At 71.9% G+C, this 17,171-nt stretch carries 13 protein-coding genes; 6 read left to right on the top strand and 7 right to left on the bottom strand.

Annotation, left to right across the window (positions count from 1 at the left end; genetic code table 11):
* Nucleotides 1–7: 7 nt before the first annotated feature.
* The 3 genes from ACK1X7_RS04065 to ACK1X7_RS04055 form a co-directional block, all read right to left on the bottom strand.
* Complete coding sequence (locus ACK1X7_RS04065) at nucleotides 8–661, bottom strand: TetR family transcriptional regulator (protein WP_385158591.1); 654 nt, start codon at nucleotides 659–661, stop codon at nucleotides 8–10.
* Nucleotides 662–841: 180 nt separating this feature from the next.
* Entirely contained in the window at nucleotides 842–1,501 is a 660-nt protein-coding gene (locus tag ACK1X7_RS04060; protein ID WP_390795846.1) for a response regulator, read from the bottom strand.
* 15 nt (nucleotides 1,502–1,516) lie between these two features.
* A complete protein-coding gene (locus ACK1X7_RS04055; protein WP_390795845.1) occupies nucleotides 1,517–2,698 on the bottom strand; it encodes a sensor histidine kinase in 1,182 nt (393 codons plus the stop codon).
* A 159-nt stretch (nucleotides 2,699–2,857) separates the two neighbouring features.
* Here ACK1X7_RS04055 and ACK1X7_RS04050 point away from each other — a divergent pair, with 159 nt between their 5' ends.
* On the top strand, nucleotides 2,858–3,097 hold the full coding sequence (locus ACK1X7_RS04050; protein WP_385157923.1) for a hypothetical protein: 240 nt from the start codon (nucleotides 2,858–2,860) through the stop codon (nucleotides 3,095–3,097).
* A 44-nt stretch (nucleotides 3,098–3,141) separates the two neighbouring features.
* On the opposite strand, the gene ACK1X7_RS04045 is transcribed toward ACK1X7_RS04050, so the two are convergent.
* Together ACK1X7_RS04045 and ACK1X7_RS04040 are read right to left on the bottom strand one after the other, a co-directional pair.
* Nucleotides 3,142–5,721 (bottom strand): alpha-L-arabinofuranosidase C-terminal domain-containing protein, encoded by a 2,580-nt coding sequence (locus ACK1X7_RS04045; protein WP_413114637.1) that lies wholly within the window; start codon nucleotides 5,719–5,721, stop codon nucleotides 3,142–3,144.
* A 106-nt stretch (nucleotides 5,722–5,827) separates the two neighbouring features.
* Entirely contained in the window at nucleotides 5,828–6,835 is a 1,008-nt protein-coding gene (locus ACK1X7_RS04040) for a LacI family DNA-binding transcriptional regulator (RefSeq protein ID WP_390795843.1), read from the bottom strand.
* A 112-nt stretch (nucleotides 6,836–6,947) separates the two neighbouring features.
* On the opposite strand from ACK1X7_RS04040, the gene ACK1X7_RS04035 reads away from it, so the two are divergent.
* The 4 genes from ACK1X7_RS04035 (at nucleotide 6,948) to ACK1X7_RS04020 (ending at nucleotide 11,139) form a co-directional block, all read left to right on the top strand.
* The gene (locus tag ACK1X7_RS04035; protein WP_390795842.1) at nucleotides 6,948–8,102 is read left to right on the top strand and encodes a Gfo/Idh/MocA family protein; all 1,155 of its coding nucleotides are present in this window, start codon (nucleotides 6,948–6,950) and stop codon (nucleotides 8,100–8,102) included.
* A gap of 146 nt (nucleotides 8,103–8,248) precedes the next feature.
* The gene (locus tag ACK1X7_RS04030) at nucleotides 8,249–9,262 is read left to right on the top strand and encodes a permease (protein ID WP_398160996.1); all 1,014 of its coding nucleotides are present in this window, start codon (nucleotides 8,249–8,251) and stop codon (nucleotides 9,260–9,262) included.
* On the top strand, nucleotides 9,259–9,993 hold the full coding sequence (locus ACK1X7_RS04025; protein ID WP_385155502.1) for a TIGR03943 family putative permease subunit: 735 nt from the start codon (nucleotides 9,259–9,261) through the stop codon (nucleotides 9,991–9,993). Before ACK1X7_RS04030 ends, ACK1X7_RS04025 begins: the two co-directional genes overlap by 4 nt.
* 135 nt (nucleotides 9,994–10,128) lie before the next feature.
* Nucleotides 10,129–11,139 (top strand): alpha/beta hydrolase, encoded by a 1,011-nt coding sequence (locus ACK1X7_RS04020; protein WP_413114636.1) that lies wholly within the window; start codon nucleotides 10,129–10,131, stop codon nucleotides 11,137–11,139.
* Between the two features lie 91 nt (nucleotides 11,140–11,230).
* Here ACK1X7_RS04020 and ACK1X7_RS04015 read toward each other — a convergent pair whose 3' ends face one another.
* Nucleotides 11,231–12,964, bottom strand: a complete 1,734-nt coding sequence (locus ACK1X7_RS04015) for an IlvD/Edd family dehydratase (RefSeq protein ID WP_385155508.1) — start codon at nucleotides 12,962–12,964, stop codon at nucleotides 11,231–11,233.
* A 317-nt stretch (nucleotides 12,965–13,281) separates the two neighbouring features.
* Between ACK1X7_RS04015 and ACK1X7_RS04010 the strand changes: the two genes are divergently transcribed.
* Complete coding sequence (locus tag ACK1X7_RS04010) at nucleotides 13,282–14,022, top strand: SDR family NAD(P)-dependent oxidoreductase (RefSeq protein ID WP_385155511.1); 741 nt, start codon at nucleotides 13,282–13,284, stop codon at nucleotides 14,020–14,022.
* A gap of 17 nt (nucleotides 14,023–14,039) precedes the next feature.
* On the opposite strand, the gene ACK1X7_RS04005 is transcribed toward ACK1X7_RS04010, so the two are convergent.
* Nucleotides 14,040–17,027, bottom strand: a complete 2,988-nt coding sequence (locus ACK1X7_RS04005; RefSeq protein ID WP_390795840.1) for a SpoIIE family protein phosphatase — start codon at nucleotides 17,025–17,027, stop codon at nucleotides 14,040–14,042.
* Nucleotides 17,028–17,171: the final 144 nt, after the last annotated feature.

Below are 17,171 nucleotides of genomic sequence, written 5' to 3'. Positions count from 1 at the left end.
GCCGCGCTCAGCGGGTGACGGGCCCCAGCCACAGCCCGACGATGCCGTCGATCAGGCCGGTGGCGGCGTCGTGCCAACTGGACCGGGGCGTGGCGGTGTTCTCGGCGAGCGCGCGCTCCCGCTCGGCGCACATGTGCAGGATCAGATTGCGCGCCATGGCGCCGCGCTCGAGGTGCACCTCGAGCGGCAGCTCGGGAAGGCACCGGTTGAACCCTTCGAGGGTGTGCCGCAGCGCCGGGGAGGCCAGGGACTCCTCGGTCATGATCTCGTGGAGCGCGGGATCGGTCATCACCTGGGCGCAGAACCGCGCGTACCAGGTCGGGCCGGGCAGCTCCGCCAGATGCTCGAGGACCGGGCGCACCAGACAGGCCACCCAGTCCCGTACGTCGGTGGAGTCGCCGATCTCGCCCAGCAGCCGCTCGCGCAACCGCTCCACCTGCTCGGCGTGTTGCCGGGCGATCGCCCGTACCAGGTCGGCCTTGGTGCCGAAGTGGTAACCGACCGCCGCGTTGTTGCCCTGTCCGGCGGCCTCGCTCACCTGGCGGTTGGAGACCGCGTACACCCCGCGCTCGGCGAACAGCCGCTCCGCGGCGGCCAGGATCGCCTCTCGCGTGGCATCGGCCCGTTCGTGCCGTACGGTCCGGCCCGCCACGGTCACCACCTCACCGGCACGAGCGGCGGCTCGCCGTTTCCTCGATCCACGACGCTCTCCCTCGGTCCGGGGTGGTCATCGACATGATCAGGCAACCCCATGGGCTACGTTAAGTCAACCGACTGATTTAAGTCAGGGTGTCATCGGAACCGCGCGCACCACCGCTAACGCCCGGGGGAGGGGCGTCGGTCAGCCGCCGTCCGACTCACCGGCGTCGTGGACCAGCAGGGCGATCTGGACGCGGTTGTTGAGGTCCAGCCGGGTCAGGATGCGCGACACATGGGCCTTCACCGTCGGCAGCGCCAGATGCAGCTCCCGGGCGATCTCCGCGTTGGAGCGGCCACCCCCGACCGCCCGGGCCACCTCCCGCTCCCGCTCGCCCAGCAGCGCCAGCCGGGCCCGGGCGGCGGTGGCCCGGTCCGCCTGCCCGCCGCCCGCCACCTGCTCGATGAGGCGGCGGGTGACGGCGGGGGAGAGCACCGGATCCCCGGCGGCCACCGTCCGGATGGCGGCGGCGATGTCCCGGGGCGGGGTGTCCTTGAGAAGAAACCCGGCCGCCCCGCCGCGCAGCGCCCGCAGCACATGCGCGTCGGTGTGGAAGGTGGTCAGCACCAGCACCTCCGGGGCGCCGGGCCGGGCCCGCAGCTCGGTGGTGGCGGTCAGGCCGTCCACACCCGGCATCCGGATGTCCATCAGCACCACGCCGGGCCGGTGCGCGGCCACCAGGGCCGGTACCTCCGCCCCGTCGGCGGCCTCCGCGACGACCTCGATGTCCGGGGCGCCGCCCAGCATCAGCCGCAGCCCGGCCCGTACGATCGCGTCGTCGTCCACCAGCAGGACATGGATCACCCGCGCCGTCCTCCCTCACCCCTGGCCCGCGGCGGACACCGGGTCCGCCGCAGGCCAGGGTAGCCAGGCGCGGACCCGGAAACCGTCGTGGGCCGGACCCGCGCTCAGCTCGCCGCCCGCCAGCCGGGCCCGTTCGGCCAGCCCGATCAGCCCCTGCCCGCCGCCCTCGGTACCGGCGCCGTCCGTGGCCGCCCCGGGCGGCGGGGCGTTGTGGACCTCCACCGTCAGCCGGTCCGCCGGGCCTCCGGCCACCCGCACCGTGACCGCCGCGCCGGGCGCGTGTTTGCGCGCGTTGGTCAGCGCCTCCTGGACGATGCGGTACGCCGTGCGCCCCACCACGGGCGGCGGGACCGGGGCGTCGGGCGGCCCGGTCAGCTCGATCCGGCCGCCCGCCGCCCTGGCCTCCGCCACCAGCCGGACCAGATCGGCCAGTTCGGGCTGGGGCCGCTCGTCCTCCGCCGGTCCCGCGCGCAGCACTCCGATCACCTCACGCAGATCGCTCAGCGCCAGATGGGCGCTCTCCCGGATCACCCCGGCGGCCTTTCCGATCTCCTCGCGGGGTGCCTTCGTGTGGAACTCCAGCGCCCCCGCGTGCAGGCTCAGCAGCGTCAGCCGGTGCCCCAGCACATCGTGCATCTCCCGCGCGATCTCCTCCCGCGCCTCCCGGCGGGCCCGCTCGGCCCGCAACTCCGCGTCCGTCTCGGCCAGTTCGGCGCGCTCCCGCAGGGAGGCGATCAGTTGCTGCCGGGAGCGCCGGAACAACCCCCATCCGATGGCCCCGGCGATCAGTGCGAAGTACGTCAGCGCCGAGCTCTTCCGGTCCCCGGACACCTCCGGCAGTTGCCACAGGAAGGCGGGAAGCGGTACGAAGGCCACCGCCGCCACCCACGCGGTGGCCCGCCACGGCCGGGTCGCGGCCACCGTGAACACCGCCACCATCGCCGGACCGGTGAGATGGTGCGATACCTCGCTGCCCGCCAGCAGCAGCGCCACCGCCAGCGCCACCGGCCACCGCCGCCGCAGCAGGACCGTCGCACACCCCAGCCCGCCGATCACCTGATCGGCGGTCAGCCACAGCGGATCGAGGTTCTCCTCGATCGGCAGGGACCGCGAGCCGGCGGCGGCGAAGCAGGCGGCGAAGAGCATCAGCCCCAGATCGGCTGCCCAGTCCCGGCGGGTGCGGTGGATGCGGCGCATGTCCCGGAAATCTACGCGGACCGGGCGGGTGAGCGGGGGTCCGTGCCGCGAGCGGATACTTAAGTACCACTTCTCGCCGGCGGATGGTGTCCTTTGGTCATCGCCGTTGCCGCCTTGTGCCCGATCCGCCGCCCGGTGCGGCCCGCCTAGGTTCGGGCCATGACATCCACCAAGTCCACACCCCCGCTGACCGCCGTGTCGCATCTGCTCTGCTTCACCCTCGTCGTCGGCGGGGGAAGCGGTCTGTTGCATGAATGGTGGGGCTGGCTCCGCTTCATGGGTTTCGTCCGCTTCCTCGTCCCCGACGGCTATGAGGTCTACAGCTATGTCGTGATGGTCGTCCTCGGTCTGGCGGTGGGCGCGGCGGGCGATGCGATCGGCGGTCGAAGCCGAAGGTGATGCCGCGGCCGGTGACCACCCCGGTCACCGGCCGGGAGCCCGTCTCACTTCCGCGTGGCGATCCGCATGAACGTGATGGAGTTCGCCGGGAAGGTGTGACTGAAGGTGGTGTCCACACCGTCGAGCGTGGAACTGCTCGGTTTGATGGGCTGATCGGTGGCGGTGTTCACCGCGTCCGGGTCGCCCTGGAGCGTGGTCAGCCGGGCGGTGCGCCGGACCTTGACGCCCTGGCCGAGGTCGATACGGGTGCGGGCGGCCGTGTCCTGGGCGTTGACGACCTTGACGATGAGCTCGCCGGTGGCCTTGTCGCGCGTCACCACCTGGCGGAACGGCTCGGCGGCCTTGTCATCGGTGAACGCGCCCCATTTCTTCCCGTCCAGGTACAGCGTCACCTGCCGGCCGCGGACCGCGATCCGCATGTCGTACGCCCGGCCGGTCTCGATCTTGGTGCCGTCCTCGGCCATCGTCTGCTTGGCGCCGTCGGTGGCCTTCTCCACGGCGGACCGGGTGTTGCCCCAGCCACCGAGGTTCCACCAGTAATAGTTGCCGGTGTCCTTGACCCCGAAGGCGATGAGGAAGCCCTCGCTGCCCGCGCGCTTGGTGGCCTTGAGCCTCAGGTCGTAGTTCTGCCAGCCGCTGTCGCCCGCGGTGACCATGGTGTTCTCGGCGCCGGTGTCGGATTGCACATACGCGTCGTCCCGCACCTGCCAGGAGCCGGTCCCGGTGGCCTTCGTCCACTTGCCGTCGCCGCCGGAGAAGTCGTCGCTCAGCAGCGTGGCCCCGTCCGCCGAGGTGACCTGGACGTCGTCGTACGCGGCGCTGGTGGCCCAGGTGGACAGGCCGACGGCGCCGGTGATCGGGCCGGAGGGGAGGGACGGGGTGGCGGACGCCTGGCTCGGCACGACCTGGTCGCCGACGTTGTTCATGAACAGCCTCTGGGTCTCATAGCTGGTCGAGCCCCAGGCGGTGGCGTTGTCGTGCCAGATCAGATCCGGCCGCCACTGGACGTAGTCCTTGTTGGCCAGCAGCGGGGCGTAGGCGGCCATCTTCACCACATCGGCGTTGCGCTCCAGGCCGGTCATATACGCTGCCTCGGCGAGGGAGTTGCCGAACCTGTTGTCCTGTGAGGCATATTCGCCGAGGAACACCTTCGGGCCCTGGCGGTCGTAGGAGTCGTAGCGCGTGTTGTTCTCCAGGAACCACTGGGGGCTGTTGTAGTAGTGCTCGTCGACCATCTTCACCTCGGCGGCGCGGTTCAGCTCCCATGCGCGGTCGAAGGTGGCGCCGCTGTCGTCGGGCCCGGAGTTGCTGATCACCGTGATCTCCGGATGCTTCGCCTCGATGGCCTTGCGGAACTCGGTGAAGCGCTCGAAGAAGGCGTCGGGGAGGTTCTCCTCGTTGCCGACCTCCAGCCGGTTCAGCCCGAAGGGCTTCGGATGTCCCATCTCCGCGCGCTTCCTGCCCCAGGTGGAGGTCACCGGACCATTGGCGAACTCGATCAGATCGAGGGTGTCCTGGATATGCCGCTTCAGCAGCTCCGGGTCGTCGGTGGCCTTGTTCTGGCCGCAGCCGGTGACGAGGGCGGGCACCACGGGCAGCGGTGTCGCGCCGATGTCCTCGGCGAACTGGAAGTACTCGAAGTAGCCGAGGCCGTAGGACTGGTTGTAGCCCCAGAAGTTGGCGTTGGCGGGCCGCTCCTCGACCGGGCCGACGGTGTCCTTCCACTGGTAGGACCGCTTGCGCTCCCAGTTCGGCGCCTCGTACGCCCGGTGGCTGCCGGTGTTCACCAGACAGCCGCCGGGGAAGCGCAGAAAGCCCGGCTTCAGCGCGGCGATCTTCTCCGCGAGGTCCTTGCGCAGCCCGTTCGGACGGCCCTTGTAGGTGTCCCGGGGGAAGAGGGAGACCATGTCCAGCCGGACGGTGCCGCCGCCTCCGGCGGTCACCGCGAGCCGTCCGGTGGTGTCCGTGGCGCGCGCGGTGAGCGTCCCGGTGTACTTCGTCCAGCGGTCCCCGCGCACGGTGGCGCGCAGTGGCGTGGCGAGCGCGGTGCCGCCCGAGGCGGTGTGCAGGCCGATCGTCAGTGGGGTGCCCGAGGGGTTGTCGGTGCGGGCCCACACCGAGAAGTCGTATGTCTTTCCGGCCTGGACCGCGATGCCGGTGTTGTATCCGGCGTTGGTGACGCCGTATCCCGCCCCGGCGCCACTGCCGTTCCCGCGCAGATCCAGTCGCAGGTAGTTGCGGTTCTTCCCGCCCAGCCGCGCCTCGTCGTTCACCACCCGCGCCGTGCCGGTGGCGCCGCCGGTCGTGGTCTCGGTCCACGAGGTGAGCGGTGTGTACGAGGCGTGGTCGGCGGTGTCGTATTCGAAGGACCGGTTCTGGACCAGCTCGGCGTACAGCCCGCCGTCCGCGGCGCGGTTGATGTCCTCGTAGAAGACGCCGTACATCGCGTCGTCGATCTCCGGGCCCGCGCGGTCCGGATCGACGGTGATCGAGTAGTCGGTCACGGCCGCGGCGGAGGCTCCGGCGGCGGTGGGGTCGGGGAGCAACGCGGCGGCGAGCGAGGTGGTGAGCAGAGCGCTCAGGGTGAGGCCGAGGCCCGGTCTGACGCGTCCCATTGATCGCATGGCGACTCCTGTACCGCAGAATGTTCGAAATATCGGACACTGCTCAGTACTTCGGACGGACGATAGGCAAGGGACCGATGGGGCGTCAATGGGCGGTGCGCGACGGTCAGTTGGTCGATCGCGGCGACGCGGTCGTACCGCGGACTTCGAGGGCCGGAGCCGTGAGGGCGACCTCGGCGGGGCGGGTGGGGTCGGCGATCCGGTCGAGCAGGCGGCGTGCGGCGCGGCGGCCGATGTCGTGGTTCGCGTTGTCCACGGTGGTGAGCCACAGATGGCGCAGCCGCGCGAGATAGGTGTTGTCGTAGCCGACGAGGGAGAGGTCGTCCGGCACCCGGAGGCCGAGCTCCTCGGCGGCCGACAGGGCGCCGACTCCCGCCATGTCGTTGAACGCGAAGACGGCGGTGGGCCGGTGCGGCGCGCCCAGCAGCCGGACGGTGGCCCGGTAGCCGCCCTCCTCGGTCAGATCGCCCTGCTCCACGGCCGCCGACCCGGCCAGGCCGTGCTCGCGCATGGCCGCCTCGAAGCCGCGGCGGCGCAGCTCGCCCACCACCCCCTGTCCGGCGATATGGGCGATGCGCCGGTGGCCGAGGCCGATGAGGTGCTCGGTGGCGAGACGTGCGCCCAGCTCATCGTCGCCCGCGACGATGTCCACGTGGGGCAGCACGGGCTCGCGGCTGCCCGCGACCACCGTGGGCACCCGCGCGGCCGCCGTGCGCACCGCTGCCGGGTCCGGGAGCGTGCCGACCGCGATCAGGCCGTCGACCCGCAGCTCGGTGAAGGTGTGGGTGAGGTCCTCGCCGAGCCGCCGGTTGAGCCGGCCGTCGGCCAGCAGCGTCCGCAGACCGCTCGCGTGGAGCTGGGAGTTGAGACCGTCGAGCAGCTCCACGAACCAGGGGTTGCGCAGGTCGTTGAGGAGCACTCCGACGGTCCGGGTGCGCCGCTCGCTGAGGCTGCGCGCGGCGGCATTGGGGCGGTAGCCGAGCTCCTCGACGGCGGCCAGGACGGCCTGCCGCTTCTCGGGGCGCACCTGCTCGGAGCCGCGCAGCACCAGGGAGACCAGCGACTTCGACACTCCGGCCCGTTCGGCGACATCGCGGATGGTCGGTGGTCTCATGTTCTGGACCGTTCCACAGGGTGGACGTGGTTGTCAAAGGGCTTGACACCCTGCGGACAGGGCTTCCAGTGTGGGCCGGGAGATTTCTGGAACGGTCCAAAGAAGGGCAGTCATGGTGAGTACGCTCGGGGTCGCCGTCGTGGGATTCGGCTGGATGGGACGGGTGCACACCCAGGCGTACGTCCGGTTGCCGCACCACTTCCCGCAGTTGTCCGTACGGCCCGAACTGGTCGCCGTCGCCGACGAGGTGCCCGGCCGGGCCGAGGAGGCCGCCGGGCGGTACGGCTTCGCCACCGCAGCCCGGGACTGGCACGAGGTCGCCGCCGACCCCCGCGTCCAGGCCGTGAGCATCGCCGCGCCGAACTTTCTGCACCGGGAGATCGGCATCGCCATGGCCCGGGCGGGCAAGCACATCTGGATCGAGAAGCCGGTCGGGCTCACCGCCGACGACGCCCGCGCGGTCGCCGCCGCCGTGGCCGAGGCCGGGGTCCAGGGCGCGGTCGGCTTCAACTACCGCAACGCACCCGCCGTCCAGACCGCACGCGCCATGATCGCCGCCGGGGAGATCGGCACCGTCACCCATGCCCGCGTCCGCCTCTTCAGCGACTACGCCGCCCACCCCGAAGGTGCCCTGACCTGGCGGTACGAACGCGCCCGTGGCGGCAGCGGAGTGCTGGGCGACCTCGCCTCCCACGGGGTGGACCTGGCCCGTTTCCTGCTCGGCGAGATCGACGCCCTGACCGCCGACACCGCCGTGTTCGTGCCGGAGCGGGCCCGCCCCACCGGCGCCACCGCCGGACACACCCGGGCCACCGGTGGCGAGCTGGGCCCGGTGGAGAACGAGGACTACGTCTCCTGTCTGCTGCGCTTCGCCTCCGGCGCCCGTGGGGTGCTGGAGGCGTGCCGGGTCTCGGTCGGCGAGCAGAACACCTACGGCTTCGAGATCCACGGCACCAAGGGCGCGCTCTTCTGGGACTTCCGGCGCATGGGCGAACTCGGCGTCAGCCACGGCACCGCCTACCAGGACCAGCCCGTCTCCACCGTGTACATCGGCCCCGGGCACGGCGAGTACGCCGCCTTCCAGCCCGGCGCGGCCAACAGCATGGGCTATGACGATCTGAAGGTGATCGAGGCGTACCACTTCATGCGCTCCATCGCCGAGGACACCGCCTACGGCGCCACTTTGGACGACGCCGTGCACAGCGCCACCGTGCTGGACGCCATGGCTCGCTCCGCCGAGCGGGGCACCTGGGTGAACCCCGGCTGAGCGGAACGGCGCGAGGACTGCCGGATCGTGGCGGGCACAGGACATCCGGCTCATGGGCGGGAACGGTGAGCACACGGGGCCGTACCGGCGTACTGGAAGGGGCGGGGAACCGCGCACGCACCCTCGACGCCGGAGGTACCTCACCCGTGAGCACCACGACCAAAGCGGCCCCGCCCGGGGCCGGCCGCCGCGACGCGGGCGAGCCCCGGGGCGGGCGGTTCGACTCGTCCCTCGGCCTGATCATGCTGCTGGTCCTGGTGGTCACGGCGCAGGGGCCGATCCGCCGGGCGCTGTCGGCTCCGGTGACGCAGAGCTGGATGACCGTGTTCGTCGCGGTGGTCCTCCAGGCCCTGCCCTTCCTCGTGCTCGGGGTGCTGCTGTCCGCGCTCATCGCGGTGTTCGTCCCGCCGTCGTTCTTCGCCCGCGCGCTGCCGCGGCGGCCCGCCCTCGCGGTGCCGGTGGCGGGGGTGGCCGGGGCGGTGCTGCCCGGCTGTGAATGCGCCTCGGTGCCGGTGGCCGGGGCGCTGGTGCGCCGGGGCGTCACCCCCGCGGCGGCGCTGGCGTTTCTGCTCTCCGCCCCGGCGATCAACCCGATCGTGCTGACCGCCACCGCCGTCGCGTTCCCCCGCGACCCGGAGATGGTGCTCGCCCGGTTCATGGCCAGTCTGCTCGTGGCGTGTGCGATGGGCTGGCTGTGGCAGCGGCTGGGGCGGGCCGACTGGCTGCGCCCACCGGCCCGCCCCTCCTTCCACGGCCACGGCAGGGGCGCCGCCTTCTGGGCGTCGGTACGCCACGATGTGATGCACGCAGGTGGTTTCCTCGTCGTCGGCGCGATGGCCGCGGCCACCCTCAAGGCCGTGGTGCCGGCGAGCTGGCTGCGCGGCGCCGCCGATGACCCGGTGGTGTCGATCCTCGCCCTGGCGGTGCTCGCGGTGCTGCTGTCGATCTGCTCCGAGGCCGACGCCTTCGTGGCCGCCTCCCTGTCGCAGTTCTCGCTCACCGCCCGGCTGGCGTTCCTGGTCGTCGGGCCGATGATCGACCTGAAGCTGTTCGCCATGCAGACGGGTACCTTCGGGCGCGGGTTCGCGCTGCGGTTCGCGCCCGCCACCTTCGTCCTCGCCGTGCTGATGTCGGTCCTGGTCGGGGCGGTGCTGCTGTGAACCGGAAGGCTCAGGCGATCGTGCTGTTCCTCATCGGCGGGGCGGTGCTGCGGGCCGGATTCACCGGCCTGTATCTGCGCTATGTGAAGGCGGGGCTGCGCCCGTTGCTCCTCGCGGCCGGTGTCGTCCTGATCGCGGCCGCCGTGGCCACTCTCTGGTACGAGCGGCCGCGCACGGCCGATGGCGACCCGCACCGGGAGGAGGGCGACGGCGGCCACACCCACCGGGAACCACGGGTCTCCTGGCTCCTCGTGCTCCCGCTGTTCGCCCTCATCCTGGTGGCGCCGCCCGCGCTGGGCTCGTACACCGCCATGCACACCGGCACGGCGCTGCAACGCCCCTGGGGCTTCCCCGCGCTTCCCGCCGGTGATCCGCTGAAGCTCAATGTGGCCGATTACGCGGGCCGCGCGGTGTACGGCCACGGGCGCTCCCTGGAGCACCGGAGGATCGAGGTCACCGGCTTCATCGCCCTCGACGGCCACGGCGCCCCCTACCTCGTCCGCATGGCCCTCAACTGCTGTGCCGCCGACGCCCAGCCCGTCAAGATCGGGCTGACCGGACGGATCCCGCCGGTGCTGCAACCCGACACCTGGCTCCAGGTCACCGGCACCTACACCCGCAAGCGGACCAAGGACCCGGTGGGCGGTGGCGCCATCCCGTACCTCGAGGTCAGCGGCTCCCGGCCGGTCCCGGCCCCGCACGATCCGTACGACGAGAGCTGGAACGGCTGACCGCCCGGGTGGCTCCGCCGAACCCGCCGCCGTGCCGCCACCCGGCCGGTAAGATCGTCCGCGCGGCGGCCGCTCTTCGGGCAGTGGGCGGTCGGCGACGGGGGATTCACGTCAACACGACTCTGGGAGCCGACCATGGCGAACACCTCCCCCGACCCGGCGGCCACGGCGCCGCTCGGGCCACCGCCGCCGTTCGACCCGGAGCTGATCGCGCCACTCGCGGCCATCGGCGAGATACTGCGGCCCGGCGGGTCCGGGGCGGATCCGGAGGCGGGGGACGGCCAGGGCGTGCCCGGTATGGGGACGCTGACGAACGAGGATCTGGAGCGCGACGGGGCCTTCCTGGTCGAGGAGCGGTCCGTGCCCGGCCCGGCGGACGCGCCGGAAGTCTCGCTGCTGATCTGCCGGTTGGCGGACGCGGCCACTCCCACACCGGCGCTGTACCACATCCACGGCGGCGGCATGACGGTCGGCCACAACCGCCTGGGTATGCCGGAGTTGCTCGACCTCGCCCAGGAACTGCGGCTCTCCGTGGTGTCCGTCGAATACCGCCTGGCGCCGGGGACCCGGCATCCGGGGCCGGTCGAGGACTGCTACGCCGGGCTGCGCTGGACCGCCGAACACGCCGAAGAGCTGGGCATCGACCCGGGGCGCATCGTGGTCGTGGGCGGCAGCGCCGGTGGCGGCCTCGGCGCGGCCGTCACACTGCTGGCCCGGGACCGCGGCGGCCCGGCCCCGATCGGGCAGTTGCTGATGTGTCCCATGCTGGACGACCGCAACGACACCCCGTCCGCCCGGCAGATGATCGGGATCGGGGTGTGGGACCGCGCCGCCAACGAGGCCGGATGGAGGGCGCTGCTCGGCGACGCACGCGGGGGCGAGGACGTCTCGCCGTATGCCGCGCCCGCCCGTGCCACGGATCTGTCCGGACTGCCGCCCGCGTTCATCGACGTCGGCTCGGCGGAGACCTTCCGCGACGAGGACGTGGACTACGCCAGCCGCATCTGGCGAGCGGGGGGATCGGCCGAACTGCACGTCTGGTCCGGTGCCTTCCACGGCTTCGACGGCATGGCACCGGAGGCCGCCGTCTCGCGGGACGCACGGGAGGCGCGGCGGCGCTGGCTGCGCAGGCTCCTGGCTCACTGACGGCGGCCGTGCGCGGGCCGTACGGACGGCCCGCGCACGCCCACCGCGGGAACGAACTGACCGCCCGTCGGCGGTGTGCCGTGCGAGAGGGTCAGTGGGACTCGCGGGGCACCTCGTGTCCGCTGGAGCCGACCAGGAAGTCCAGGTCCAGCCCCTGGTCCGCCTGGAGCACATGCTCGGTGTAGAGCCTGCTCCAGCCCCGGGCGGCGACCGGCGGCGGGGGCTGCCAGGCGGCCCGTCGGCGCTCCAGCTCCTCCTCGGCCACCTCCAGGGTGAGCGCTCGCGCCGGGACGTCCAGGGTGATCCAGTCGCCATCGCGCACCAGCGCCAGCGGGCCGCCGACCGCGGACTCGGGGGCCACATGGAGCACCACGGTGCCGAAGCCGGTGCCGGACATCCGGCCGTCACATATCCGCACCATGTCCTCGACACCCTTGCGCAGCAACTTGGGCGGCAGCACCACATTGGAGACCTCGGGCATGCCCGGGTAGCCACGCGGGCCGCTGCCCCGGATCACCAGCACGGTGTCCTCGTCCACCGGCAGGTCCTCATCGGCGTGAACGGCGATGTAGTCCTCCGGTGTGTCGAACACCAGGGCCCGGCCGCGGTGTTGGAGCAGGTGGCGGGAGGCGGCGGACTGTTTGATCACCGCGCCGTTCGGCGCGAGATTGCCGCGCAGCACCGCGGTGCCGGTGCCTGCTTCCTGGAACGGGTCGTCCAGTGTCCGGATCACCTCACGGTTCCAGCACTCGGCGTCGCCGACGTTCTCCGCCACCGTGCGCCCGTTCACCGTGGCCGCCTCCGTGTGCAGCAGCCCGCCCAGCTCGCGCATCACCACCGGCAGGCCCCCGGCGTAGCAGAAGTCCTCCATCAGGAACCGTCCGGAGGGCTGGAGATCGACCAGTGTGGGCACCTCCCGGGCCAGCGCGTCGAAGTCGTCCAGGCTCAGCGGCACTCCCAGCCGCCCCGCGATGGCCAGCAGATGGATCACCGCGTTGGTGGAGCCGCCGATGGCCGCGTTGACCCGTATCGCGTTCTCGAACGCCGCCCGGGTCATGATCTGCGACGGCCGCAGATCCTCCGCCACCATGGCCACGATCCGCTGCCCGGCGCGCTGCGCCGTCTCGTACCGCCGCGAGTCCACCGCCGGCCAGCTCGCCGAATAGGGCAGTTGCATACCGAGCGCCTCGGCCATCGACGCCATGGTGGACGCGGTGCCCATGGTCATGCAGTGCCCGTTGGACCGGGCCATGCAGCCCTCGGCGAAGAAGCACTCCTCCTCGGTCATCCGCCCGGCCGCAAGCTCGGCCTCGAACCGCCAGACCTGCGTGCCGGAGCCCACGTCCCCGCCCCGGTACTTGCCGTTGAGCATCGGCCCGCCGGTGACCATGATGGCCGGCAGATCGACGCTGGAGGCGGCCATCAGCAGACCTGGGGTGGTCTTGTCACACCCGGACAGCAGCACTACACCATCCAGCGGATTGGCCCGTATCAGCTCCTCGGCCTCCATGGCCAGCAGATTGCGGTACAGCATCGCGGTGGGCCGCATCAGCGTCTCGCCCAGCGCCATCGCCGGGAACTCCAGCGGAAAGCCACCGGCCTGCCAGACCCCGCGCTTCACCGACTCCGCCACCCGCTGAAGATGGCTGTTGCAGGGCGCCAGCTCCGACCACGTCGTGGCGATGCCGATCACCGGACGGCCGTCGAACACCTCCCCGGAATAGCCCTGGTTGCGCATCCAGGACCGGTAGACCATGCCGGACCGGCCCTCCGCACCGAACCAGGCCGCACTGCGCCGCCGACCGTGTGTTCCCGTGTCAGTCACTTCCGCACTCCCTCTGGCGAACGGTCACCAGGGCGACATGGCTGGTTGACGATGTTTCCCGCACCCCCGCAGTACAGCAAAGACGAGCGCCACGCGGAAGATCGTGTCCGCCGCGGGGTCGGGGCCGGGGTCGTCCGGAGTCGGGGCCGTGGTCGTCCGGGGCCGGGGCACCAGCGGATATGGCGTCACATCACCGGGTCGCCACGTCCGTTCAGCCTCAGGGGCGGCGAGCCGTCCGGCCCAGCGTGGGCGGGTGCGGTAATCATCCGGTGGGTGCGGTGTGGATGAGTTTCCGGAATACGGTGAGGAGTGTCCGCATGAGTGGTGAGCTGTCCGGAGCCACGGCCCTGGTCACGGGTGCCACGGCGGGGATCGGCCGCGCCGTGGCGCTGGGCCTGGCGGCGCTGGGGGCCGAGGTCGTCGTGCACGGCCGGGACGCGCGGCGGGGTGCGGAGGTGGTCGAGGAGGTGTCCGCGGTGGGGGCCACGGCCAGGTTCGTGGCGGCGGATCTCGCCGAGGCCGACGATGTGCGGCGGCTGGCCGATGAGGCCGGAGAGGTGGACGTCCTGGTCAACAACGCCGGTGTCTACCGGTTCGCGGACACCGCCGGGACCTCGTCCGAGATGTTCGACGTCCATATGGCCATCAACGCCCGCGCACCGCTTCTGCTGGTCGGGCGGCTCGCACCGGGGATGGCGGCTCGGGGCCACGGGGCCATCGTCAACCTCAGCACCATCGCCGCCGGTGGCCCCGCCCGCAACGCCGGGGCGTACGGCGCCTCCAAGGCCGCGCTGGAGCTGCTGACCCGGGTGTGGGCCGATGAGTTCGGCGGCCGGGGAGTGCGCGTCAACGCCGTCCGTTCGGGCCCGGTCCGTACGCCGGGCACCGCCGAGATGGGGGAGGAGGCCCTCAGGACCGTGGCGCGGGCCACGGTTCTGGACCGACCCGCGGCGCCCGAGGAACTCGCAGAAGCCGTGCTGTTCCTGGTCTCCTCGCGGGCGAGCTATATCACCGGCGCCATCCTGGAGGCCCGGGGCGGCGAGCCCGCCATCGGCTGACGCGGGCCGATGGATTTCTACACCGCGCCGCCGTACACGATGGGCTGTTCCGTCCAGATGCACTTGCCCTCGGCGGTGTAGCGGGTCCCCCAGCGCTGCGAGAGCGCGGAGACCAGTTGCAGCCCCCGCCCGCCCTCGTCCGTCTCGGCGGCCCGGCGGATCCGGGGAGTGGTGGAGCTGGCGTCCGAGACCTCGCAGATCAGCGATCTGCCACGGATCAGCCGGAGCCGGGTCGGGCCCCTCGCGTGCCGCACGACATTGGCGACGAGCTCGCTCACCAGCAGTTCGGTGGTCATGACGAGATCGTCGAGATCCCATGCCTCGAGCTGTTCGCGGACATGGGCGCGGGCGAGACCGGCGGCCACCGGGCCCTCCGGCAGCGGCCACCCGGCGGTGTTCCCGGAGGGCAGTCCGTGGAGCCGGGCGATCAGCAGGGCGGTGTCGTCGGCGGTCAGCCGCTGGGCGGGCAGCATCGTCCCGACCAGGAGGTCACAGAGCCGGTCGAGCCGGTCGCGGTCCTCTCCGTGCTCACCGCCCGCTTCCCGGCCATTGGTGCGCGGAAGGCGCGGCGGACAGGTGAGCAGCCGGCCGTACTCGCTGGTGAGCACCTGGGTGCACTCGGCGATGCCGGTGTCGATATCGCGCGCCGCGGACTCCACCAGACCGTCGGTGTACAGCACCAGCAGACTGCCGTCGGGCAACTGGAGATCCACGGTGGAGAACGGGGGCTCGGCGGCGCCCAGCGGCGGATCGGGCGTCGGGTCGAGGCATTCCACGCCCCCGTCGGGGCGCACTATCAGGGGCGGGGGATGACCGGCGCGGGCGAGGGAGCAGCACCCCGAGACGGGGTCGTACACCGCGTACAGACAGGTGGCGAAGGAGTCGTCGCCCAGATCGCTGACGACCTCGTTCAGATGGGCCAGGACCTCCTCGGGAGGCAGCTCCAGGTTGGCGAGCGTGTGCACGGCGGTGCGCAGCCGCCCCATGGTGGCGGCCTCGGCCAGACCGTGGCCCATCACATCGCCGATGACGACGGCCACCCGCTCCGCGGACAGCGGAATGACGTCGTACCAGTCGCCGCCGACGTCCGTGCCGCTGCTGGCGGGCAGATAGCGGACGGCGGGGGTGAGGGCGGCCGGAGAGGGCAGGGCCCGGGGCAGCAGACCGCGCTGGAGCGCCTGGGCGCGGGCATGCTCGGCGTCGTAGAGGCGGGCCCGGGCCAGCGCCTGGGTGATCACGCCGGTGAGGGCGGTGAGCAGGGTGCGCTCCTCATCGGAGAACCGGCGGGGCTCGGCGAAGGAGACGATGCACACGCCGATGGTGACTCCCGAGGCGATCATGGGCAGCACTGCCCATGCTTCCTTCCGCGAGAGGGCGGGCCTGCCGACCAAGTCGGGGAAGAGCCGCTCGTACTCCTCGACTGATGAGATGAAGTAGGGCAGGCGCGAGTTGAGCACATCATTGAGCGGACGGAAGCCCTCGAACGCCGGAATCCCGTCGACCATGCGGAGGAAGACGCTCGGATACCCGACCGCTCCGCCCAGGTGCAGCCGGCCGCCCTCCAGGATCTCGATCAGCAGACCCGCGGCGCCGAACGGCGGCAGCACATGGTCGGCGACGACGTCGACCACGTCCTGAGTGGTCACCGCCTCGGCGAGGGCACTGGTCAACTTGCGTATCCAGGCCGCCTGTTCGGCGCCGGCGCGCTCGGCCTCCGCGCGCCGCGCGGCCTGGTAACGGCGCTCGGTCGCATCGGTGAGATAGGCCGTCAGCCCATCGGGCACGGAGACCAGCCGGATGTGGTACCAGCGGTCATCGGTGGGCCACTGGATGTCGAACCCGGTCGGCCTGCCGTCGGCGGCGGCGCGCCGGCAGTGCTCCTCCAGTTCGGGGACCGTGCCCGCGGGGCCCTCCCAGAGCGGCCTGCCGAGCACCTCCGCGGCCGGGCCGACCAGGCGCTCGGCCTCGACATTGAGGAAGGTGATCCGCCAGTCCTGGTTCACCGCGAAGAACGCGTCGCTCATGTACCGCAGCGCCTGCCCCACCGACTCCCGGGCCATCCGGCTCTCGGTGGTGTCCCAGACCTTCCCGATCATGCGGACGGGCTCGCCGTTCTCGTCGAACTCGAGATGGGCGCGGCTCTGCACCCACCCGCTGGTCCCGTCGGGGCGGCGGACCCGGTACTCGGCCTCGTATCCGCTCCGCTCACGGAGCGACTTCTCGGTGGCGGCCATCACCCGCGGCATGTCCTCGGGGTGGATCAGGTCGATCCAGCTCTCGATCCGCCGCTCGTAGCCGCGGGGGATGCCGAGGAGCGTCAGGCCCGCTTGGTCCCACCACATTTCGCCGGTGCGGATGCCCCATTCCCAGGAGCCGACGTTGACCACTTCCAGGGACTGCTGGAGCACCGAGCCGCCCGGCCGCTGGTGCCACCAGGGGTGTTCGTCGCAGTCGCCGATCCTGCCCGTCGAGTGTGAGAGACGGTGCTCCGTCCAGCGTCCCACCGCCTCGAGGAAGGCGGCCTGTTCCGGGGTGGGCTCCCGAGGGCCGGTGAGGACGGACAGCGCGCCCACCGGACCGTCCGGCCCGGTCAGCGGAACGGAGGCCACCGTGGTCGCCGCCGGCAGGGTCCCGCAGGAGGCGCGGCCGGTCGCCCCGGGCCCGAAGATCTCCCCGGCCGCCGGCAGCCATACGAACCGGCCGTCCCGCACGGCCCGGGCCGGGGCGAGCGGGGCCTCGTCCTGGCGGATCTCCTCCCAGCCTCCGAGGGCGGCCGGCGGCAGCCCGCTGGCCAGGACCAGGCGCAGCGTACGGCTGCCGGCCGGGCCGCAGGACCAGTGCATCAGCCCCGCGAGTCCGCCCAGCTCGGAGACCGCCTGGTCCAGGGCGTGCTGGAGCGCCTCACGGTCGCCCAGCGCGGCGCCCACCGTCGAGAGCAGGGAAAGCCGTTCATCGCCCCATGAGTGGGAGCGCCCGACCGCGTCTGTTTCGCGCCGCTCCTCCATCCCCGGACCTCACCTCATGGAATAGAGCATTCTCGGACAAACGTAGCACTGGCCCATGTCGGGCATCACTCAGTGGACGCTCGTGGCCGAGTTCCCTATTTTCCCTACTGGAAAAATAGGGAATGATGAAGTCCGGCCGGATGG

This window comes from Streptomyces sp. CY-1 (assembly GCF_047218265.1).
Taxonomy (GTDB): Bacteria; Actinomycetota; Actinomycetes; order Streptomycetales; family Streptomycetaceae; genus Streptomyces; species Streptomyces niphimycinicus.
The sequence above is the reverse complement of the archived record's forward strand: the minus strand, read 5'-3'. Positions and strand labels throughout refer to the sequence as shown.

What these genes read in the sequence shown, in the direction of transcription:
- ACK1X7_RS04005 (WP_390795840.1), bottom strand. Translation starts at nt 17,027, where the DNA reads ATGGAGGAGCGGCGCGAAACAGACGCGGTCGGGCGCTCCCACTCATGG.
- ACK1X7_RS04020 (WP_413114636.1), top strand. Translation starts at nt 10,129, where the DNA reads ATGGCGAACACCTCCCCCGACCCGGCGGCCACGGCGCCGCTCGGGCCA.
- ACK1X7_RS04010 (WP_385155511.1), top strand. Translation starts at nt 13,282, where the DNA reads ATGAGTGGTGAGCTGTCCGGAGCCACGGCCCTGGTCACGGGTGCCACG.
- ACK1X7_RS04040 (WP_390795843.1), bottom strand. Translation starts at nt 6,835, where the DNA reads ATGAGACCACCGACCATCCGCGATGTCGCCGAACGGGCCGGAGTGTCG.
- ACK1X7_RS04035 (WP_390795842.1), top strand. Translation starts at nt 6,948, where the DNA reads ATGGTGAGTACGCTCGGGGTCGCCGTCGTGGGATTCGGCTGGATGGGA.
- ACK1X7_RS04050 (WP_385157923.1), top strand. Translation starts at nt 2,858, where the DNA reads ATGACATCCACCAAGTCCACACCCCCGCTGACCGCCGTGTCGCATCTG.
- ACK1X7_RS04045 (WP_413114637.1), bottom strand. Translation starts at nt 5,721, where the DNA reads ATGCGATCAATGGGACGCGTCAGACCGGGCCTCGGCCTCACCCTGAGC.
- ACK1X7_RS04055 (WP_390795845.1), bottom strand. Translation starts at nt 2,698, where the DNA reads ATGCGCCGCATCCACCGCACCCGCCGGGACTGGGCAGCCGATCTGGGG.